General features: G+C 72.3%; 20 protein-coding genes. 17 read left to right on the forward strand and 3 right to left on the reverse strand.

The window, feature by feature from the left end:
* Window positions 1-38 precede the first annotated feature (38 nt).
* The 8 genes from G4G93_RS15265 (at window position 39) to G4G93_RS15300 (ending at window position 6,374) form a co-directional block, all read left to right on the forward strand.
* On the forward strand, window positions 39-656 hold the full coding sequence (locus tag G4G93_RS15265) for a hypothetical protein (RefSeq protein ID WP_165085246.1): 618 nt from the start codon (window positions 39-41) through the stop codon (window positions 654-656).
* A gap of 98 nt (window positions 657-754) precedes the next feature.
* Complete coding sequence (locus G4G93_RS15270; RefSeq protein ID WP_165085247.1) at window positions 755-979, forward strand: hypothetical protein; 225 nt, start codon at window positions 755-757, stop codon at window positions 977-979.
* A gap of 213 nt (window positions 980-1,192) precedes the next feature.
* Window positions 1,193-2,311 carry a transglycosylase SLT domain-containing protein gene (locus G4G93_RS15275; RefSeq protein WP_165085248.1) on the forward strand — a complete coding sequence of 373 codons (1,119 nt, stop codon included), beginning with the start codon at window positions 1,193-1,195 and terminating at the stop codon, window positions 2,309-2,311.
* Window positions 2,312-2,463: 152 nt separating this feature from the next.
* Window positions 2,464-3,096: a response regulator gene (locus G4G93_RS15280; protein ID WP_165085249.1), complete on the forward strand. Its 633-nt coding sequence runs from the start codon at window positions 2,464-2,466 to the stop codon at window positions 3,094-3,096.
* Between the two features lie 200 nt (window positions 3,097-3,296).
* A complete protein-coding gene (locus G4G93_RS15285) occupies window positions 3,297-3,545 on the forward strand; it encodes a hypothetical protein (RefSeq protein WP_165085250.1) in 249 nt (82 codons plus the stop codon).
* Window positions 3,546-3,616: 71 nt separating this feature from the next.
* Window positions 3,617-4,597 carry a transglutaminase family protein gene (locus tag G4G93_RS15290; RefSeq protein WP_165085251.1) on the forward strand — a complete coding sequence of 327 codons (981 nt, stop codon included), beginning with the start codon at window positions 3,617-3,619 and terminating at the stop codon, window positions 4,595-4,597.
* 141 nt (window positions 4,598-4,738) lie between these two features.
* The gene (locus tag G4G93_RS15295; protein ID WP_165085253.1) at window positions 4,739-5,545 is read left to right on the forward strand and encodes a transglutaminase family protein; all 807 of its coding nucleotides are present in this window, start codon (window positions 4,739-4,741) and stop codon (window positions 5,543-5,545) included.
* A gap of 169 nt (window positions 5,546-5,714) precedes the next feature.
* Window positions 5,715-6,374 (forward strand): L,D-transpeptidase, encoded by a 660-nt coding sequence (locus G4G93_RS15300; RefSeq protein WP_165085254.1) that lies wholly within the window; start codon window positions 5,715-5,717, stop codon window positions 6,372-6,374.
* Window positions 6,375-6,445: 71 nt separating this feature from the next.
* On the opposite strand, the gene G4G93_RS15305 is transcribed toward G4G93_RS15300, so the two are convergent.
* Window positions 6,446-6,757 (reverse strand): hypothetical protein, encoded by a 312-nt coding sequence (locus tag G4G93_RS15305; protein WP_165085255.1) that lies wholly within the window; start codon window positions 6,755-6,757, stop codon window positions 6,446-6,448.
* A 182-nt stretch (window positions 6,758-6,939) separates the two neighbouring features.
* Here G4G93_RS15305 and G4G93_RS15310 point away from each other — a divergent pair, with 182 nt between their 5' ends.
* Window positions 6,940-7,191, forward strand: a complete 252-nt coding sequence (locus G4G93_RS15310; protein ID WP_165085256.1) for a hypothetical protein — start codon at window positions 6,940-6,942, stop codon at window positions 7,189-7,191.
* A 368-nt stretch (window positions 7,192-7,559) separates the two neighbouring features.
* Here the strand turns inward: G4G93_RS15310 and G4G93_RS15315 are convergent, their stop codons facing one another.
* Window positions 7,560-8,048, reverse strand: coding sequence for a phasin (locus tag G4G93_RS15315; protein WP_165085257.1), 489 nt, complete (start codon window positions 8,046-8,048; stop codon window positions 7,560-7,562).
* Window positions 8,049-8,316: 268 nt separating this feature from the next.
* On the opposite strand from G4G93_RS15315, the gene G4G93_RS15320 reads away from it, so the two are divergent.
* The 3 genes from G4G93_RS15320 to G4G93_RS15330 all read left to right on the forward strand — a co-directional run bounded on the left by G4G93_RS15320 (window position 8,317) and on the right by G4G93_RS15330 (window position 14,503).
* Window positions 8,317-11,349 (forward strand): ATP-binding protein, encoded by a 3,033-nt coding sequence (locus G4G93_RS15320; protein WP_312892001.1) that lies wholly within the window; start codon window positions 8,317-8,319, stop codon window positions 11,347-11,349.
* 73 nt (window positions 11,350-11,422) lie between these two features.
* Window positions 11,423-12,853 (forward strand): ABC transporter substrate-binding protein, encoded by a 1,431-nt coding sequence (locus G4G93_RS15325; RefSeq protein ID WP_165085259.1) that lies wholly within the window; start codon window positions 11,423-11,425, stop codon window positions 12,851-12,853.
* A gap of 300 nt (window positions 12,854-13,153) precedes the next feature.
* Window positions 13,154-14,503 (forward strand): MFS family transporter, encoded by a 1,350-nt coding sequence (locus G4G93_RS15330; RefSeq protein WP_165085260.1) that lies wholly within the window; start codon window positions 13,154-13,156, stop codon window positions 14,501-14,503.
* A gap of 98 nt (window positions 14,504-14,601) precedes the next feature.
* On the opposite strand, the gene msrP is transcribed toward G4G93_RS15330, so the two are convergent.
* Window positions 14,602-15,576, reverse strand: coding sequence for a protein-methionine-sulfoxide reductase catalytic subunit MsrP (gene msrP / locus G4G93_RS15335; protein WP_165085261.1), 975 nt, complete (start codon window positions 15,574-15,576; stop codon window positions 14,602-14,604).
* 178 nt (window positions 15,577-15,754) lie between these two features.
* Between msrP and G4G93_RS35955 the strand changes: the two genes are divergently transcribed.
* From G4G93_RS35955 to G4G93_RS15360, 5 genes are all read left to right on the forward strand, one after another.
* Window positions 15,755-16,183, forward strand: coding sequence for a hypothetical protein (locus tag G4G93_RS35955; protein ID WP_246736789.1), 429 nt, complete (start codon window positions 15,755-15,757; stop codon window positions 16,181-16,183).
* A gap of 159 nt (window positions 16,184-16,342) precedes the next feature.
* Window positions 16,343-17,143, forward strand: a complete 801-nt coding sequence (gene soxA, locus G4G93_RS15345) for a sulfur oxidation c-type cytochrome SoxA (RefSeq protein WP_395410968.1) — start codon at window positions 16,343-16,345, stop codon at window positions 17,141-17,143.
* A 53-nt stretch (window positions 17,144-17,196) separates the two neighbouring features.
* The gene (gene nthA / locus G4G93_RS15350) at window positions 17,197-17,865 is read left to right on the forward strand and encodes a nitrile hydratase subunit alpha (RefSeq protein ID WP_165085262.1); all 669 of its coding nucleotides are present in this window, start codon (window positions 17,197-17,199) and stop codon (window positions 17,863-17,865) included.
* Window positions 17,862-18,551: a nitrile hydratase subunit beta gene (gene nthB / locus G4G93_RS15355; RefSeq protein WP_165085263.1), complete on the forward strand. Its 690-nt coding sequence runs from the start codon at window positions 17,862-17,864 to the stop codon at window positions 18,549-18,551. Before nthA ends, nthB begins: the two co-directional genes overlap by 4 nt.
* Window positions 18,548-18,892 (forward strand): nitrile hydratase accessory protein, encoded by a 345-nt coding sequence (locus G4G93_RS15360; protein ID WP_165085265.1) that lies wholly within the window; start codon window positions 18,548-18,550, stop codon window positions 18,890-18,892. The genes nthB and G4G93_RS15360 overlap by 4 nt, the downstream gene beginning before the upstream one ends.
* The last annotated feature ends 19 nt before the right edge of the window (window positions 18,893-18,911 follow it).

Genomic DNA, 18,911 nt, shown 5'->3' on the forward strand with positions numbered 1-18,911 from the left:
GAGATGCCGTACACCGATGGCGGCCCGGGCGACGTGAGATGAGCGAGCAGACCAGTGCGGAGACCGTCCCGGCCGACGTGGTCCGGTGCAGCCTCGACGGCTGCCTGAGCGCCCCCGCATTCCGGCGCTCGCCGAAGCTGGCCGCCTTCCTGACCTACATTGTCGAGGAGGAACTGGCCGGGCGCGGCGAGGGCATCAAGGCCTATACCATCGCCACCCAGGCCCTGCGCCGGTCGGACAGCTTCGATCCGAGCAACGATCCGAGCGTGAGGGTCGAGGCCGGCCGCCTCCGGCGCGTCCTCGACGAGGTCTTCACCGGCGAGGGCCGCCGCCTGCCGGTCCGCATCCTGGTGCCGGTCGGCGCCTACCGACCGATCTTCGAGGTTCAACCCTCCGAGGAGGCGGGGCGGATCGAGGCGCCGGTTCCCGGCCCCGTCGGCGATCCCGTCCCCGCGTCCTCGCCCGGCATGGTGCCCGCCCCGGCTGTCGTCCCGGAACCCGCCCCCGCGCTGGCGTCGCTTCTGGCGAGGGGCGGCCCGGTGCCGGCGCTGTTCGAGACCCGCGGCCAGGCCGTACTGGCCCTGCTGCTCGCGCTGATCGCGTTCCTGCTCGCGGTCGAGATCATGCTCCAGATCTACGTGCTGGCCTACGTTTGAACCCCTCCCCGTCATCCACGGCACGCGCACTTGCGGCGGAACCGGAAAGGATTTGCGCTGTTCAATGACGTCGATGACGTGACGTACGGGAGTGTACCATGCGCAAGATGATCGCCGGTGCCGTACTGGCCGCGGGTTTAGCCGGATTCGCCGGGGCAGCGGAAGCCAAGGGCTGCATCAAGGGCGCCGTGGTCGGCGGCATCGCCGGCCATGCCGTCGGCCACACCTTCGCGGGAGCCGCCGCGGGCTGCGCCCTCGGCCGCCACCAAGCCAACAAGCGCCAGCGCGACCGCGACGCGGCCGTGCAGCCCGCCACCCGCTGAACGGCCCGCTTGCTGCGCCGCAGCATCGCCCGTGCCAGTCGCGGGCCCGGTCCCTCAGGTCAAGCTTGGCCGTAACGGCGCCCGAATGCTCGGGGTCGCTTATGGCGAAGCTTGAACAGAGATTGCGTGAGCTCTGCGAGCGTCGCCGTTTTATCGCCACATCTCGCCGGCTTCTTGCGACCCACAGGCAGGGAAACCGGGGCGATACAAGACATGCGACGTCGAGCGGACGGACCGGCGCAGCGGGGCGGCCTGCGGATGGCGGGAGCCCGTGGGGACGTCCTCTCGGGGGACGTCCTCTCCTTCGGCGGCGGCGCCCGCGCCGCCCAGGGCGGCGTCCCGGTCCTGGCGCGGACGCTGCTCGCCGCCGGATGCCTGGCGGCGGGCCTCTCCGCCCTGCTGCACCAGTACGGCAGCGATCTCGTCACCGCCCGGCCGGCCGTCACCATGATCATGGCCGACCTTCTGGTGATGCCGCAGCCCAAGATCCAGACCCTGAAGCCGCAGGTCCCGCAAGCCCGCGACGCCGCCGTGATGGCTCCTCTCCGCGAGCCGGTGCACGACCTCGACACCGCGCTGGGCTCGGCGGGCGTCGACCGGGTCTCCTACGACGACCTCCTGGCCGCCAGCACCGGGGGCGACCCCAACGAGGTGCTCAGCTTCGGCCCGATGCGGATCCGCCGCCACCTGGTCCAGACCATCGTGCGCGCCGCCGCCACCGTACGGACCGATCCGGTGCTGCTGATGGCGGTGGCCGACAAGGAATCGAGCTTCCTGACCGAGGTCCAGGCGCGGACCTCCTCGGCGACCGGCCTGTACCAGTTCATCGAGCGGACCTGGCTCCAGGTGATGCGGGAATTCGGCGCCCAGCACGGCTATGCCCGCGAGGCCGGGCTGATCGGCGACGACAACGGCGTCGCCGACGCCGCCGAGCGCGCCCGCATCCTCGACCTGCGCCGCGATCCCTCCCTCTCCGCCGTCATGGCCGGCGAGATGCTGAAGCGCGATTCGGCCCGCATCGCCGCCCGGATCGGCCGCGAGCTCACCCTCGGCGAGACCTACCTCGCCCACTTCCTCGGGCCGGACGACGCCGAGCGCTTCATGGCCAAGGTGGTGGAGGAGCCGAAGGCCGAGGCCGCCGCCCTGCTGCCGAAGCCCGCCAAGGCGAATCGCCCGATCTTCTACGAGCGCGTCGGCCGCCGGAAGGCCCGCAGCCTCACGGTGGCGCAGGTCCACGACAAGTTCGAGGCGATGATGAGCACCCGCGGTGCCCGCTACCGCGACGTCGGCGCCCTGATGGGCGTGATGGCCTACGCCGCCGACACGCCCTGACCGGATCCCCGCGGCGAGCAACGGACCGCTGGTCGACCGGCGCGAAAAGTCGTGGTGCCGAAAAGGTTTGCCGCTCCGGCTCCTGTTACGGAAACCACGCGGCTCCTCGTGGCTTATTCTCCTGACGACGGACACACGATCAGGAGGTGACGATGGGCGTGGCAGGCGCCGGACACCGGACCGGCGGTACGCAACTCACCCCGACCCTCTCCCTCGACGCCCTCGGGGCCGGCCTCGCCGCGGCCTATGACGGCCTGATGCTCGATGCGGTGCCGGAGAGACTGGGCGCCCTCCTGCGCGCGCTGGAGGCACGGGAGGCACGGGAGGCGCTCGGCGACGGTGCCCCGGTCCCGGAGGCGCCGCGGCACGACGGCGCGGGCGGCCCCGCACCCGGGAGCGCCCCCGGCCGGCTCGCCCTGCTCGTCGGCGACGTGCCCGGCGCCGGCGAGGCCGCCGCCCTGCTGGCCCGGGCCGGGCTGGAGGCGATCCGCTGCGACGACCCGGACGAGGGCCTCGAGACCTTGCGCCTGCGCGCCGACGAGGTCGCCCTGGTCCTGATCGGCCTGCCGACCGAGCGGGACGGCCGCCTCGACGGGGCGGCCCTCGCCCGGGCGGTCGCGACCTTGTGGCCGACCATCCACCTCGTGGTGGTGCAGCCGCCCCGCCCGGAGGCCCGCGTGCCGGATGCCCGCCTGCCGCCGCAGGCGGTGCCGCTCGACCGGGCGCCCGACCTGCTGGCTCTTGCCGAGCATGCCGCGCGCAACCCCCGTCCCCCCGTGGCGTGAGCGCCGGTGCGGACCGGACCGGGTCTTCCCCAATAAGACGATGCCTGCCACGATTTGATCGGTGCGGCGTTCCTGCCTTATTCTCCCGGGAACAGCCGCGCCGGCGAGGGCGTCGCCCGGTGCCCGGCGCGGCACTCGGGGGACCGGAGGCCGGAGGGACCGGCCGGCACGGAACGAACAATCGGATCGGGGGATCTGCCATGAAGACGAACGACCGCGAGACCAGCTACCGGGACGAGTATGCCGCGACGGCGGGGCAGCAGGCGGCCTTCTTCCGCGAGCAGGCGGAACGCCACCGCCAGCAGGCCGAGCAGGCCCGGTTCTTCGCCGAATTGAGCCCCGGCGAGGAGGGGCACGAGCAGAGCCGGCGGGCCGAGCGGCTGGAGACCCTGGGGCGCCACGGCGACACCATGGCGGCGGCCTTCGAGGCCCGCGCCCGCCGCACCTGACCGCCGCCCTCCCCGACGATTCACCTTCGTGATGCCGCCGCGGCCGTCGGCCGCGGCGAGCCGGAACGCTCGTGCCGATCCTCTCCGTCGACCACGTCACCACCTACCGCTACCGGCAGCCCGTCGGCTTCGGCGAGCACCGGATCCTGTTCCGGCCCCGGGACAGCTGGGACCAGCGCCTGATCGCCGCATCCCTGGCGATCACGCCGGAGCCGCACAGCCTGCACTGGATCCACGACGTGTTCGGCAACTGCGTCGCGGTGGCCCGCTTCCGCGGCCGCGCCGACGAGCTGCGCTTCGCCTGCCGCATCACCCTGGAGCACACGCCCGATCCGCCGCTCGCCTTCGCGCTGGCGCCGCGCGCCGTCCGTTACCCCTTCGCCTACGATGCCGAGGAGATGCCGGACCTCGCACCCTGCATCGAGCGCCGGAGCCCGGACGGCGCCCGGGGGGCGGAGGCCAGGAAGGCGGACGCGAGGACGGCGGAGGCCAGGGCGGTCGAAGCGTGGGCGCGGAGCTTCCTCGACCCCGACGGCACCGCCGACACCCGCACCCTGCTCGCGGCGATGACGGCGGCCGTGCGGCGCGACTTCATCTACGCCGCCCGGATCGAGCGGGGCGTGCAGGAGCCGGCCGAGACCCTGCGGCTGCGCCGGGGCACCTGCCGCGACTTCGCCCTCCTGATGATCGAGGCGGTCCGCGCCCTCGGCCTCGCCGCCCGCTTCGTCTCGGGCTACATCTACGTGCCGGAGCGCGACGGCGTCGCGCTCCATGTCGGCGGCGGCTCGACCCATGCCTGGGTCCAGGCCTACCTGCCGGGCGCCGGCTGGGTGGAGTTCGACCCGACCAACGGCATCGTCGGCAACCGCGACCTGGTCCGCGTCGCCGTCGCCCGCCATCCCGGCCAGGCGGTGCCGCTCCACGGCAGCTGGATCGGACGGCCGGAGGATTTCCTCGACATGTCCGTCGTCGTCCGGGTGACCGAGACGCCGGTCTCCGACGATCGGCCGCCCGTCCTGTCCGAGATCCCGAAGCACGTGGCCGCGGATTAGCCGGGACGGCGCAACTTCCCTCAGGTCCTGCCGCTTCTTCGGGCAACGTGCTGCGACGCTGGGGCCTTACCCTGTGTCGGACCGACGGGCGCCCGCGCGTCGGCCGCACCGGGAAGCAGCAACACCGTGGAGGAGGCCCGCATGAGGATCCGGACCGGGTACGCGATCACTTTCGATTCCCCGGCCCCGACGCCGATGCTGCTGATGCTCAGCGTCCACCCGTCCCGGCTCGGCGACTGCGTCACCTCCCCGGCCCTGCGCTTCGACCCGCCGATCCCGTCGCGGGACTATGCCGACCGCTACGGCAATACCTGCACCCGCATCCTCGCGCCGGCGGGTCGGCTGACGATCTCGGCCGATTTCCTGATCGACGACGACGGCCGGCCGGACGAGTTCGCCCCCGACGCGGTCCAGCATCCGGTCCAGGACCTGCCCGACGACGTGATGGTCTACCTGCTCGGCAGCCGCTACTGCGACACCGACAAGCTGTCGAACACCGCTTGGCAGCTCTTCGGTAGTACGCCGGAAGGCTGGGCGCGGGTGCAGACCATCGTCGACTACGTCCACAACCACATCCGCTTCGACTACCAGCGCGCCGACTCCACCCGCTCGGCCCTCGACGGTTTCAACCAGCGCGAGGGCGTCTGCCGCGACTTCGCCCATCTCGCCATCACCTTCTGCCGCTGCATGAACATCCCGGCGCGCTACTGCACCGGCTATCTCGGCGATATCGGCGTCCCGGCGGTGCCCGACCCGATGGATTTCTCGGCCTGGTTCGAGGTCTACCTGAGCGGGCGCTGGTACACGTTCGACGCTCGCCACAACCGGCCGCGGATCGGCCGCATCCTGATGGCGCGGGGCCGCGACGCCACCGACGTCGCGATCTCGACCATCTTCGGCCCCTCGCTGCTGGCAGGCTTCCAGGTCCACACCGACGAGGTCGTCTGAGGGGGGTCCGATGCCGATCGTTCGGATGCCGCCGGGTCGATCAACGGAATGTGAACCGTCCGGCCCGGCTCGGTACTCCAGCTTCGGATTAAGCGTCGCTTTAACCGGGAACCGCAGAGCCGTGACAGCATTGTACAGCAAAGGTAACTGCTGAGGTAAGGCTCCGGCCATGAAGATCTTCGCTACCGCCCTGGCGGGCGTTATGAGCATGTGCGTTCTTGCCTCGGCACCGGTCAAGGCAGCGCCCTACGACCCGTTCGACGCGAATCCGGGCGAGGATTACTACGCCGGTCAGCCCTACGGCGCGCCGAGCTACCGGACGCAGGGCTATTACGGCCAGTCCTACCAGGGCCAGTCGGCCGGCAGCACCGAGCAGGCCCAGGTCGCCCCGATCCCGCGGGAACTGGTGCCGTTCAACGGCGCCTACGCACCCGGCACGATCGTGGTCTCGACCGCCGAGCGCCGCCTCTACCTGGTTCTGGGCGATGGCATGGCCCTGCGCTACGGCGTCGGCGTCGGCCGCCCGGGCTTCACCTGGTCGGGCACCAAGACGATCACGGCCAAGCGCGAATGGCCGTCCTGGACGCCCCCGAAGGAGATGCTGGCCCGACGCCCCGACCTGCCGCGCTACATGGCCGGCGGCATCGACAACCCGCTCGGCGCCCGCGCGATGTATATCGGCGGCACGCTCTACCGGATCCACGGGTCTAACGAGCCCGACACGATCGGACAGGCGGTGTCCTCGGGCTGCATCCGCATGACCAACGACGACGTCACCGACCTGTATTCGCGGGTCAAGGTCGGCGCCAAGGTGGTGGTGCTGAACTGAAGGCCTCGGCGTCGCCGATCGGACACAAACAAAGGGCCGCCCTCGGGCGGCCCTCTTCGTATGGCGGGAGCTTAGGGGACGACGTGACCCGGGGCCGGCGGCTGCGGCGCGCTGAAGCCCGCGAGCGGCACGTCGCAGAAGCAGCGGGCGCCGAGCGGGCGCGGGCCGGGCAGCGGGCAGGAATAGGGCCGCGGACCGGTGAGGCCGCGCTGCACCGCGTCGCAATTGTAGCCGACCGCGCGCCGCGGGGCCGGGCGCTCGTACCGGTCGTAGCCGTAGCCGGGGGGCGTGTCCTCCCGGTAATACTGGGCTTGCGCCGAGCCGGTCAGGACCGCGACCAACAGGACGGCCGACGACAAGCCGGCGCGAACGAACCCTCGCATCATTGCGTTCCTCTCTGGCGGGGAGCACCCTGCAGGACGCCGCGCGCCGCCGCGCGCCGCCGCGGGGCTCCGGGGCGCCGCATCGGTAGCCGAACCGCCTCGCTCCGGCAAATCGCGGCCCGCACGTCGTGAGAGCGGTTCGTCGTGTCGAGCCGTCATCGTCAGAGCCTGGGAGATCCGCCGTGACCACCTCGGCCCAATGGCAGCGCACCCTCGACGCCGTCGTCGAACTGGCGGAGGACATCGCCCGCATCTCGCCCGACTGCGCCGACCGGGCGATGCAGATCGTCCGGCTGATCCGCACCGTCGACCCGCCGCCCCGCGGAGCGAGCGGCGGCTGCCTCGACGAGGTCCAGGATCTCGACGAGGACATGGACATGGCCGATCTCGACGTCGGCCCGCTGCATCGCAGCAAGGCGCCGGACGACGTCTGAGCAGATCTCGCAAAAGTGGTCGCCGGGTTCACGACGAAAATCTGCGACGAAACAAGCGTCCAAGCGGACGAAGCGTTGGCCTGCCAGTGCTTCGTCCGCTTGGACGCGCGTCGAACCGCGTCGGCGCCAGGAAGCGGTCCATTCCCGCATCCCACGCGCGAGTTCCTGCTGAGGCGTCAATCGATCGCCGATCGCAGGACCCCTTGGTCGAAGCCGTTGCGCACGGCGATCCTCGATCCCCGGTCACTTCAGGATGAGGTTCCGGGTCGGATAGAACGGAAGCGAGTTTCTTCGATAAGAAAGGCCGCGCCCCTCGGCAGGGCGCGGCCGTACGGTTCGGCCCGGCGATCGCGGGCCGAACCCGCGCCTCAGGACGCGGCGTCCTTGGCGGCGTTGGTCGCGTTGTGGGCGGTGGTGCGGGCCGCCTCGGTGCCCTGCTGCATGGCGTTGCGGGCGTGCTCGGCACCCTGCTGCATGGCCTGCTTGGCGTTCTCGGCGCCCTGCTGCATCGCGCTCTGCGCGAGGCCGCCGAACTCGCGGGCCTGCGTCTGCATGGCGGCGAACTGGCTGCGAACGAACTCGGCCTGGTGCTGCATCGCCTCCTGGACGTCCCTCGAGCGCACCAGCTTCTGGGCGAGGTCGAACGCGGCGTTCACGTTCTGCTCGGCGAAGGAGAAGCCGCGGGTCGAGGCGTCCTGGGCGTTGTGGCGGGCCAGCTCGGCCGAACCCTGGAGCGTGTCGGCGGTCTTGCGCGCGGCACCGATGAACGAGTCGAACGCCTTGCGGGCCTGCTCGACGCTCTTCTCCGCGAAGTCCCGCATCTCGGTCGGGATCTCGTAGTTCGGGGTCTGGGTCATGTTCGTCTCCTCTGTCTGGGCGCCGCCCACGGCGCGGCACGGTCTACGCCCGGCGCTTATTTGGGGTCCGGCACGCATTGTGCACTGCACAATAGCATGCCGGTAGGCAATATGCCACCTTTCCGTGGGTCGTTAAGGTTGACGGCGAGATAACGCTGCGACTGCGCATTTCGTGCCGGTGCGGGAAGGGGGGAGTTGGTTTAAAGCAATGCGTGTGGCCCGGTTTCCGCCGGAGCCCGGTGCGGCGCGCGGCGCCTGGGGAGTGGCAGTGGGTCGGGACGTGCTCTTCGAGACGACGATCGAGGCCCTGCGGGCCGTTCCGGCCTTCGGGCAGCGGATCGCCGGACCCGACCGGGCCTTCCTGCTGCTCGATCGCGGCGCGACGCAGCTGCTCCATGCCTCTCCGGCGGCGGCACCCTTGCGCGAGACGATCGCCGATGCGGAGGGGCGGATCGACCCGTCCCTGAACCTGCCGGCGCAGCTGCGCGGCTCGGCGAACCTGCCGGTCGGCACGAGCCAGCCGCGGCTCGAGCGCCTGCGCCTCGCCGGACGCCTCGCCCCGCCGCTCCTCTGCGCCTGCCTGCCCGCCGCCCTGCCGGACGGCAGCCCCAGCCTCGCCGTGGCGATCCTCGATCCGCTGCCCGCCCGCCGTCCCCGCCGGGCGCCGCCGGCATCCGAGGCGGCCGCCGCGCCGGAACCCGCGCCCGGGCCGGTGCAGGAATCGGTGCGGGAGCCCGTGCAAGAGCCGGCTCCGGAGCCCGGCCCGGCCGCTCCCCGGCCCGGCCTGCGCTTCCTGTGGCGCAGCGATGCCCGCGGCTGCCTCGTCGAGGTGACGGCGGCCCTGCCCGAGACCACCGGCGCCTCGCCGCTCGGCCGGACCTGGGACGACCTCCTGGCCGGCCCGGTCGAGGCGGAAGCCGAGCGCGTGCAAGCCGGTCTCGCTCAAGCCGGTCTCGCTCAAGCCTTGGCCGAGCGCCGCACCTTCCGGGCGGTGCCGGTGCGCTGGCGCCTCGCCGGCACCCGACAGGCGGTCGCCGTCGATCTCTCAGGCGCGCCGCGCCTCGGGGCCGGCCGCGCCTTCGCGGGGTTCAGCGGCTTCGGGGTGATCCATCCGGACCGGATCGTCCCGGCGGCCGACCGGCCGGAGGCCGTCGCGAAGACGCTCCGCCCGACCCTGCGCGAGCGCGCCGCCGCGGTGATCGCCGTCGGCCGTCCGGCCGCCGGGGAGAACGCGACCGAGGCTCCGCCGCGGCCCGAGGCCGGCCGGGAGGAGGGTCCCGGCGAGGATGCCCCGCGCCCGGCCGCGCCTCCGAACGGCGACGAGGACCCCCGCGACCTCGCCTCCCTCGCCGGAGCCACCATGGCGGAGTTCGCCGGCCTGATGGCGGCGCCCTTCGCGCATCTCGGGATGAGCTGGGGCTTCGGCACCCGCCCGCCCGCCCCGCCGGCGGAGATCCCCGGGGCCGACGCGCCGCCGGCCGGCGCGATCCCGGCCGGCCCGGCACCCGCGGCCGAGCCTGCGGCCCGAGAATCCCTTCCGGAATCCCTGCAAGGATCCTCGCAAGAAGCCTTGCAGGGATCCTTGCAGGAATCCTTGCCCGAAACCCCGTCCGAGCCGTCGTCCGACGAGGAGCCCCCTGCCGCCGCCCTCTCCCTCAACGAGCATGCGGCGTTCCGGGAGATCGCCCGGGCGCTCGGCGCCCGTTTCGCCGGCGATCCCGAGGGGGCCGAGCCGCCGCCGGTCCAGTCCGGCGCGCCCGGCCGCGGCGCGGTGACGCAATTCCGGGGCGCCCACGCCCTCGCCCGCCTGCCCGAGCGCGACGCCGAGGCGGCCCTCGCCCGCCTCGTCGAGCGGCTGCCGGTCGGGCTCCTGGTCCATCGCGGCGACGAGATCCTGCTCGCCAACCGGTACCTGCTGACCCTGGCGGGCTACGACAGCCCGGAGGCCCTGGCGGCGGCCGGCGGTCCCGGCGTGATCTTCCGCGGCCGCGATCCGGCGGCGCAGGCCGGTCCCGGCGAGGGGGCGCCGGTCGCGCTCGCGACCCGGAGCGGCGGCTCGGTTCCGGTCGGCGTCACGGTCGGCACCGTCGAGTGGGATGGCGCGCCGGCCAGCCTCCTCACCATCCGGCGCCTGCCCGATGCCGATCCGGCCCAGTCCCTGGCCGCCGCCGAGGCCCATCTGGCGAATCGCGACGCCCACTTGCGCGAGACCACGGCGATCCTCGACGCCGTCACCGACGGGGTGGTGGTGCTCGACGACGAGGGCCGCGTCGTCGGGATGAACCGCGGCGCGCAAGGCCTCCTCGGCGTCGATCCCCGCGAGGTCGCGGGCGAATCCCTGACGAGCCTGTTCTCCCCCGAGAGCCGGCCGGCCGCGCAGGCCGCCCTGTTGCGGGCGAGCGCCGGCAGCGTCGCCACCACCGCCGAGGAGGTGCTGGCGCGGGCGGCGGAGGGGCCGACGCCTCTCGTCCTCACCCTGGCGCCGGTGGCGAGCGGGCCGCAGCGCCGCGTCGCCGCGATCCTGCGCGACGTCTCGGCCTTCCGGCGCACCGAGGCCGAGTTGCAGCGCGCCCGCCGCGAGGCCGAGCGCGCCAGCGCCCAGAAATCCGACTTCCTGGCCACGATCAGCCACGAGGTGCGCACGCCGCTCAACGCCATCATCGGCTTCGCCGAGGTGATGCTCGAGGAGCAGTTCGGTCCCGTCGGCAGCGAGCGCTACCGCGACTACCTGCGCGACATCCGTGCCTCCGGCGAGCACGTGGTGAGCCTGGTCAACGACCTCCTCGACCTCGCCAAGATCGAGGCCGGCCATCTCGACCTCGCCTTTGCGGGGGTCGGGCTCAACGACCTCGTGGCGGCGTCGGTCGCCGTGATGCAGCCCCAGGCCGCGCGCCAGCGGGTGGTGATGCGCACCAGCTTCGCCCCCGGCCTGCCGGCGGTGCTCGCCGATCAGCGCTCCTTGCGCCAGGCCGCCCTCAACGTGATCTCGAACGCGATCAAGTTCACCGATGCCGGCGGGCAGGTCATCGTCTCGACGGCGACGACCGATCGCGGCGGCGTGGCTTTGCGGGTGCGCGACACCGGCATCGGCATGAGCCCGGAGGAGATCGAGACCGCCCTCCAGCCGTTCCGCCGGATCGCTACCGCCCAGCAGCGCCGCGGCGGCGGCACCGGCCTGGGCCTGCCGCTGACCAGGGCGCTGGTCGAGGCGAACCGCGCCACGCTCACCATCACCAGCCGCAAGGGCGAGGGCACGCTGGTGGAAGTGCTGTTTCCGGCTGGCCGCGTGCTGGAAGCCTGACCTATCGCCGGGGCGGGCCTCGGCGTAGGCTTCAGGCCCGCTCGTTCGGGATTCGCCGTTTCAGGACCCGGCCATGCCGCCCCGCCCCGCCGTCATCGCCTCCATCCTGGCCGCCCTCCCCGCCGTGCTGGCGGCCGTCCCGGCCGCCGCAGCGCCCGACGGCCTGCCGGTGACCGTGCTGACCGAGCGCAGCGGCCCGGCTTCCGCCTCCGGCACGCCGCTGGCGAACGGCCTGTCGGATTACCTGACGATGCTCGACCGGCGCGACGGCGGCGTCGGCGGCATCCCGCTCTCCGTCGAGGAATGCGAGACCGGCGGCGAGGCGGCGCGGGTGACCGCCTGCTACGAGGCGGCGCTCGCCCGCGGCAGCATCGCCGTCGTCCCCGGCAGCGCCGACGCGGCGCTCGCCCTGCTGCCGCGTCTGCCCGCGGACCGGATGCCCCTCGTCTCTTCCGGCTACGGCCCCGCCGCGATGGCGCGGGGCGACGCGCTGCCCTGGGCCTTCGCGCCGCCGGTCACGGTCTGGGGGGCACTCGCCGCAGCCATCATCCACCTGTCGCAGGACGGCAGCGAGGGCAATCCGCTCGGGCGCAGCCTCGCCTACATGTACCGCGACAGCCCGGCCGGGCGCGAGCCGGTGCCGGTCTTGCGGGCGCTGGCGGCGGAGGCCGGCCTCGAGTTCCGCGCCCACGCCCTGCCGGATCCCGGCCCGGAGGAGGGCGAGGCGCGCTCGTCCGATTCCTCGGCCAATCCCCTGCCCGACCGATTGCCCGACCCCTGGCGCACCGCCCGGGCGGCGGATCCCGACTACGTCATCCTCGATGCCACCGCCGGTCTTCCCGGCACGCCCCTGCGCGACGCCGCGGCGGCGGGCTTTCCCCTCAACCGGATCGTCACGGTCGGCTGGACCGGCGAGGACGACCTGCTGCGGCCGGCCGGCGGCGCCCGCGACCTGACCCCCAGGGTCGTCGCAAAGGGCCTGCGCATCGTGACCTGGCACGCCCTCACCGACAGCTTCCCGGCCTTCGACCAGATCGACCTCCTGGTCGTCGATGCCGGATTGTCGCGCACGCCCAAGGAGGAGAGCGCCGGCCCCCTCTACAATCGCGGTGTCTATGCCGGGGTGATCCTGGCCGAGGGCATCCGCACCGCGCAAGGCCTCGCCGGCCGGGCCCGGATCGACGGCCCCGAGATGCGCCGCGGGCTCGAGGCGATCAACCTCGACCCGGTGCGCTGGAAGGAACTCGGCCTCGTCGGCTTCGCCCGCCGCCTGCGCCTCTCCTGCGCCGACCATAGCGGTCACCGCCCGGTCACCATCCTGGAATGGACCGGCGCCCGCTGGGTCCAGGTCGGCGACGAGATCCCGGTGCCGCGCGAGCGCCTGGGGACCCATCTCGACGCCGCCGTGGCGGCCTATGCCGAGCGCGCCGCGACCGGCACCGGCAGCGCCGCAGCCGGGCCGCGGGAGACCGGATCCAAGGAGGCCTGCCCGGCGCGGCCGTGACCGGGTCTCTCGCACCAAGTCCTCGCGGGATGAATGCGTTGCAAAACGATGTTCGTCCTGTTCCGGCCGGTTTCTCCGTCCCATTTGCGATCACCCTCGACGTGCATTCGGCGCGTCCCGGGACCTTCGGTCAGGCGCCTATCCTTGGGGTAGCCTGCGGCGACGGCACGAAAACGCCGGATGGGTGCGGTGCGGGGCTGTACCCCGGCGCGGCATTCTCCTAGTGCGTGGCACGGCGCGAGGTCCCACGGCCCGCGCCACGCCGCCATCGCTCACCCCCGGGAGGAGACAGACCCCGCGATGACCACCACCGCCCAGAGCCGGCCCGGACCGGCCGACAGCCTCGCCTCGCCGAATCCGACCATCGCGGCCTACGACAACAAGGCCCGCATCAAGGCCATCATCGGCTCCTCGTCGGGCAACCTCGTCGAGTGGTACGATTTCTACGCCTACGCCTTCACGGCGATCTACTTCAAGGACGTGTTCTTCCCGGGCTCCGACCCGACGGTGCAGCTCATCAACACCGCGGCGGTGTTCGCCATCGGCTTCCTGATGCGGCCGATCGGCGGCTGGCTGTTCGGCCGGGTCGCCGACCGCTACGGCCGCAAGACCTCGATGCTGATCTCCGTCATGATGATGTGCGCCGGCTCGCTCGTCATCGCGATCCTGCCGACCTACGGCCAGATCGGCATCTTCGCCCCCGTGCTGCTGCTCTTCGCCCGCATGGCGCAAGGGCTCTCGGTCGGCGGCGAGTACGGCACCTCGGCGACCTACATGAGCGAGGTGGCACTCAAGGGGAAGCGCGGCTTCTACGGCTCGTTCCAGTACGTCACCCTGATCGGCGGGCAGCTGCTGGCCTCCCTCGTCGTGGTGCTGGTGACGCTGACCCTCGACGACAAGGCGATGACCGCCTGGGGCTGGCGCATTCCGTTCTTCATCGGCGCCGCGGCGGCCGTGGTCGCCCTCTACCTGCGGCGCTCGCTGCACGAGACCTCGACCGCCGAGACCCGCACCTCGCGCGAGGCCGGCAGCATGGCGTCGATCTGGCGCAACCATCGCCGCGCCTTCCTCACCGTGCTCGGCTACACCGCCGGCGGCTCGCTGATCTTCTACACCTTCACCACGTACATGCAGAAGTACCTGGTGAACACGACCCATATGGACAAGAAGACCGCAAACCTGGTGATGACGGCGGTGCTGTTCACCTACATGGTGGTGCAGCCCCTGTTCGGCATGTTCGCCGACAGGTTCGGCCGCAAGACCGCGATGCTGCTGTTCGGTGCCTCGACCACGCTGCTGACGGTGCCGCTGCTGCATGCGATCGCCGGCGCGCAGAACCCGATCCTGGCCTACGCGCTGATCACCGCGGCCCTGCTGTGCGTCTCGTTCTACACCTCGATCAGCGGGCTGGTGAAAGCCGAGATGTTCCCGGCCGAGGTGCGGGCGCTGGGCGTCGGCCTGTCCTACGCCATCGCCAACGCGATCTTCGGCGGCTCGGCCGAGTTCGTGGCGCTGACCTTCAAGGAGGCCGGCTCCGAGACCACCTTCTACTGGTACGTGACGGCGATGTGCGCCATCGCGTTCCTGGTTTCGCTCCAGATGCCCGACAGCCGCCGCTCCGGCTACCTGCAAGGCGACGGGACGGCTTGACCGGTCGGACGCTCTCGCATCGACCCGTCGATGCGAGAGCGTCCGGCGCCCGTTCGGGCTTGCCCGTCCCTCGCGAGGGACGGGTCAACCCGACGGCATCACGCGAACAGGCGCTCCTTCTCGAGCCCCTTGTACAGGTCGGCGACCTGGGCGCCGTAGCCGTTGTAGATCAGCGTCGGCACCCGCTCGTCGGTGCCCAGCACCCGCTCGCTCGCCTGGCTCCAGCGCGGATGCGGCACCGCCGGGTTCACGTTGGCCCAGAAGCCGTATTCCGAGGCCTGCAGGCCCTCCCAGAAGGTCTTGGGCCGCTCCGCCGTGAAGGTGATGCGGTTGATCGACTTCACCGACTTGAACCCGTACTTCCACGGCACGGCGAGCCGCAGCGGCGCGCCGAACTGGTTGAGGAGCGGCTTGCCGTAGACGCCGGTCACCATGAAGGCGAGCTCGTTGCTTGCCTCGGCCATCGTCAGGCCCTCGGTGTAGGGCCAGGGGTAGAAGAAGGCGCGCTGGCCCGGCGCCATCGCCTTGTCCATGAAGGTCTGCATTTGGATGTACTTGGCCTCGCCCTTCGGCTTGGCCAGGGCCACCAGGGCGGCGAGCGGGAAGCCGGTCCACGGCACCGCCATCGACCACGCCTCGACGCAGCGGTGGCGGTAGAGCCGCTCCTCCAGCGCCATCTTGCGGACCAGATCCTCGAAGCCGATCTCGAACGGCGTCTCGACCAGCCCGTCGATCTTGATGGTCCAGGGCTGGACCTTCAGGGCGTTCGAGCCCGGCGTCACCGTCTTGTTGGTGCCGTACTCGTAGAAATTGTTGTAGTCGGCGCTGTAGCGCTCCGCCGTCACCGGGCGGTCGAGGGTGTAGGCCGGGTTCTGCTTGGCCGGATAGAGGTCGGCGGTCTTCACCGCGCCCGTCCCCTCGCCCGGCAGCGCCGCGAGGGCCGGCCCGCCGGCGAGCGAGGCCGCCGCCATCCCGAGGCTGCCGCCCAGCAGCGCCCGGCGGTTGAGGAAGACCGATTCGGGGGTGGCGAGGCGCTCGGGCATCTCCCAGCCGCGCTTGATCCTGATGAGCATGATCGTGGTCCCTGAACGGCGGAATGCTGCAGCGGACATCGGGGCGGACGGGCCGCGGCGCAAGTCACGGTTCAGCGAGGCTCGCAGGTCAGGCCGGCGATGCTGCATCCGGCTGGAAAACCGGAGGCTGCCAGTGCGCGAGCGGCGACAGCGGCGGCGCACCGTGCGATAGAGAGCGATGCCCGCCAAGACTTCGTCCGCCAAGACTTCATCCGCCAAAAAGCCATCGGCCAAGGCTTCATCTGCCAAGGCTCCATCGGCCAAGACGCCGTCGGCCAAGACGCCGTCGGTGAAGGCTCCATCGGTGAAGACGTCGTCCGCGAAGCCTCCGTCCGAGAAGGCTCCGTCGGCCAAGGCTCCGTCGACGAAGAAGCTGGCCGCCAAGAAGCCGAAACACACCGCCTTCACGGTCGCGGTCTCCGCTGCCGACGACGGCACCAGCGCCCCGGCCCTGCGGGTCTACGTCGCCATGGCGACCGACCCCCTGGCGGCCGTGGCTGCCGTGCAGGGGGCGGTGCCCGAGGCTGCGGTGGAACTGAGCGGCACCCTCTCGGACCGCCTCGCCGCCCGGATGAAGCTGAAGCCCGGCGAGGTCCGGCAGATCTGACGGCCGGTTCGGCTCAGACCAGCCCTGTAGCGTCCGACATCGCCCCCCTCGCCGCCATCCCGGGTTCCGCCGCGCGGCCCAGGGATGACGGCGAGGGAGTGGAGGCGGCGCAGCCGAGCCCCGCGTGCGGATGAGCCGTCTCCCGTATAGGCTACGTCCATGAGCCACGCCCCCAGGCTACGCGCCATGCTCGGCCGGACCGCCGTCGGCCTCGCCCTCGCGGCGACGCTCCTCGGCGCGGCCGCGGCGCAGGGCATCCCGCCCGCCGAGCGCCGCTCCGGCTTCGACCAGATGGCGCCCGAGACCCGGGCGATGCAAGCCGACGACACCGCCAATCCGGGCATGCTCTGGGTTCAGGACGGCGCGGAGCTGTTCGCCCGCCCGCCCTCCCCCGGCACTCCCGCCTGCTCCGGCTGCCACACCGAATCGTCGATGCGCGGCGTCGCCGCCCGCTACCCGGCATGGGACGAGGCGGATGCGCGGCCGGTCGACCTCGAAGGCCGGATCGACCTCTGCCGCACCCGCCACCAGGAAGCGGCGCCGCTGCCGCGGGAGGGCCACGACCTCCTCGCGCTCACCGCCTATCTCGGCCGCCTCTCCCGCGGGCTGCCCCTGGCGCCCCCCGTCGACCCGCGCCTCGGACCGGCCCGGGACGAGGGCCGAAAGCTGTTCGAGACCCCGATGGGCCAGCTCGGCTTCTCCTGCGCCGCCTGCCACGATGCGCATCGGGGCGGACGCCTCGGCGCCGCGACGATTCCGCAGGGCCACCCCACCGGCTACCCGCTCTACCGGCTCGAATGGCAGGATCTCGGCTCGCTGGAGCGGCGCCTGCGCAACTGCCTCGCCGGCATGCGGGCCGAGCCGTTCACCCCCGGCTCCGCGGATGTCGTGGCGCTCACGCTCTACCTGATGCAGCGCGCCGCCCCCCTGCCCGTCGAGAGCCCGGCCGTGCGCCCGTGACGGTGGCGGTGTGAGACCCAGGCGCGTATCCTCCCGGCTCCGGGAGGCTCCGCATGGCGCAAGACCACGATCACCACCACGAGCACGACCATTCGCACGACCACGACCACGACCACCCGCACGGCAGCGAGCTGTCGCCGATGGACCTGCGGGTGCGCGCCCTCGAATCGATCCTGGTCGAGAAGGGCTACGTCGATCCGGCCGCCCTCGACACCCTGATCGAGACCTACGAGACCAAGGTCGGGCCGCATAACGGCGCCCGGGTGGTGGCACGGGCCTGGGTCGATCCGGCCTTCAAGGCGCGGCTCCTGGCCGATGGCAGCGCGGCGATGCGCGAGCTCGACGTCGGCGGGCGCGGCGGCGAGCACATGGTGGTGGTCGAGAACACCCCGGAGGAGCACAACGTCGTCGTCTGCACCCTCTGCTCCTGCTATCCCTGGCCTGTGCTCGGCCTGCCGCCGGTCTGGTACAAGTCGCCGCCCTACCGCTCCCGCACCGTGATCGACCCGCGCGGAGTGCTGGCCGAGTTCGGCACGGTGCTGCCGCCCGAGACCCGCATCCGCGTCTGGGATTCGACCGCGGAACTCCGCTACATGGTGCTGCCGATGCGCCCCGCCGGCACCGACCATCTCGACGAGGCCGCGCTCGCCGACCTCGTCACCCGCGATTCGATGATCGGCACCGGGCTTCCCTCCAGCCCCGACCGGGGGGCCCGCGCATGAATGGCGGCCAGGATCTCGGCGGCATGCAGGGTTTCGGCCCGCTCGGCCTCGAAGCGGACGAGCCCCGGTTCCATGCGGCCTGGGAGCGCCGGGTCTTCGCCATGGCGATGGCGATGGGCTACACGGGCGCCTGGAACCTCGATGCCAGCCGCGCCGCCCGCGAATCGCTGCCGCCCGGCGAGTACCTGACCTCCAGCTACTACCGGATCTGGTTCCGGGCCCTGGAGAAGCAGGTGCAGCAGCACGGCCTCGTCGAGGCCGGCGAACTCGCGGCCGGCGCGGCCCTGGCGCCGCCGGCCCCGGTCGCCCGGGTGCTGAAGGCCGAGGAGGTGGCGCCGCTCTTCGCCCGCGGCTTCCCGAGCGACCGGCCGGTGCCCCATCCCGCCCGCTTCGCCCCCGGGGACGAGGTGCGGGCCAAGATCGTCAACCCGACCGGCCATACCCGCCTGCCGCGCTACGTCCGCGGCCGGACCGGCACGGTCGAGCGGGTCCATGGCGGCTTCGTCTTCCCGGACACCAATGCCGCGCTCGCCGGCGAGGCGCCTCAATGGCTCTACACCGTGCGCTTCGCGGCGGTGGAATTGTGGGGCGAGGATGCCGATCCGGGGCTCACCGTCTCGGTCAACGCCTTCGAGAGCTACCTCGAACCGGCGCGGGGGCCGGCGCCGGAATCGTCCCGCTCATGAGCCGCCCGCCCGAACCCCCGGTCTTCGCCGCCCCCTGGGAGGCGCAGACCTTCGCGCTGGTGGTGTCGCTGCACGATGCCGGCCTGTTCACCTGGTCGGACTGGGCCCGGGCCCTCGGCCGGCACGGCGACCGCACCGCCGATTACGCCCTGTGGCTCGAGACGATCGAGGCGCTGATCGCCGAGCGCGGGCTGACCAGCCCGTCGGCCCTGGAGGCGCGCCGCGCCGCCTTCGCCCGCGCGGCGGCGGCGACGCCGCATGGGCAGCCGATCCTGCTGGAGAACGATCCGGACTTCGCAGCACCGACCCGCGTGGTGGAGCCGGAAGCTCCGGACGCTTGAGCGACGCCGACTTCCGCCT

The sequence above is a fragment of the Methylobacterium sp. DB0501 genome, from assembly GCF_011043735.1.
GTDB lineage: Bacteria > Pseudomonadota > Alphaproteobacteria > Rhizobiales > Beijerinckiaceae > Methylobacterium > Methylobacterium alsaeris.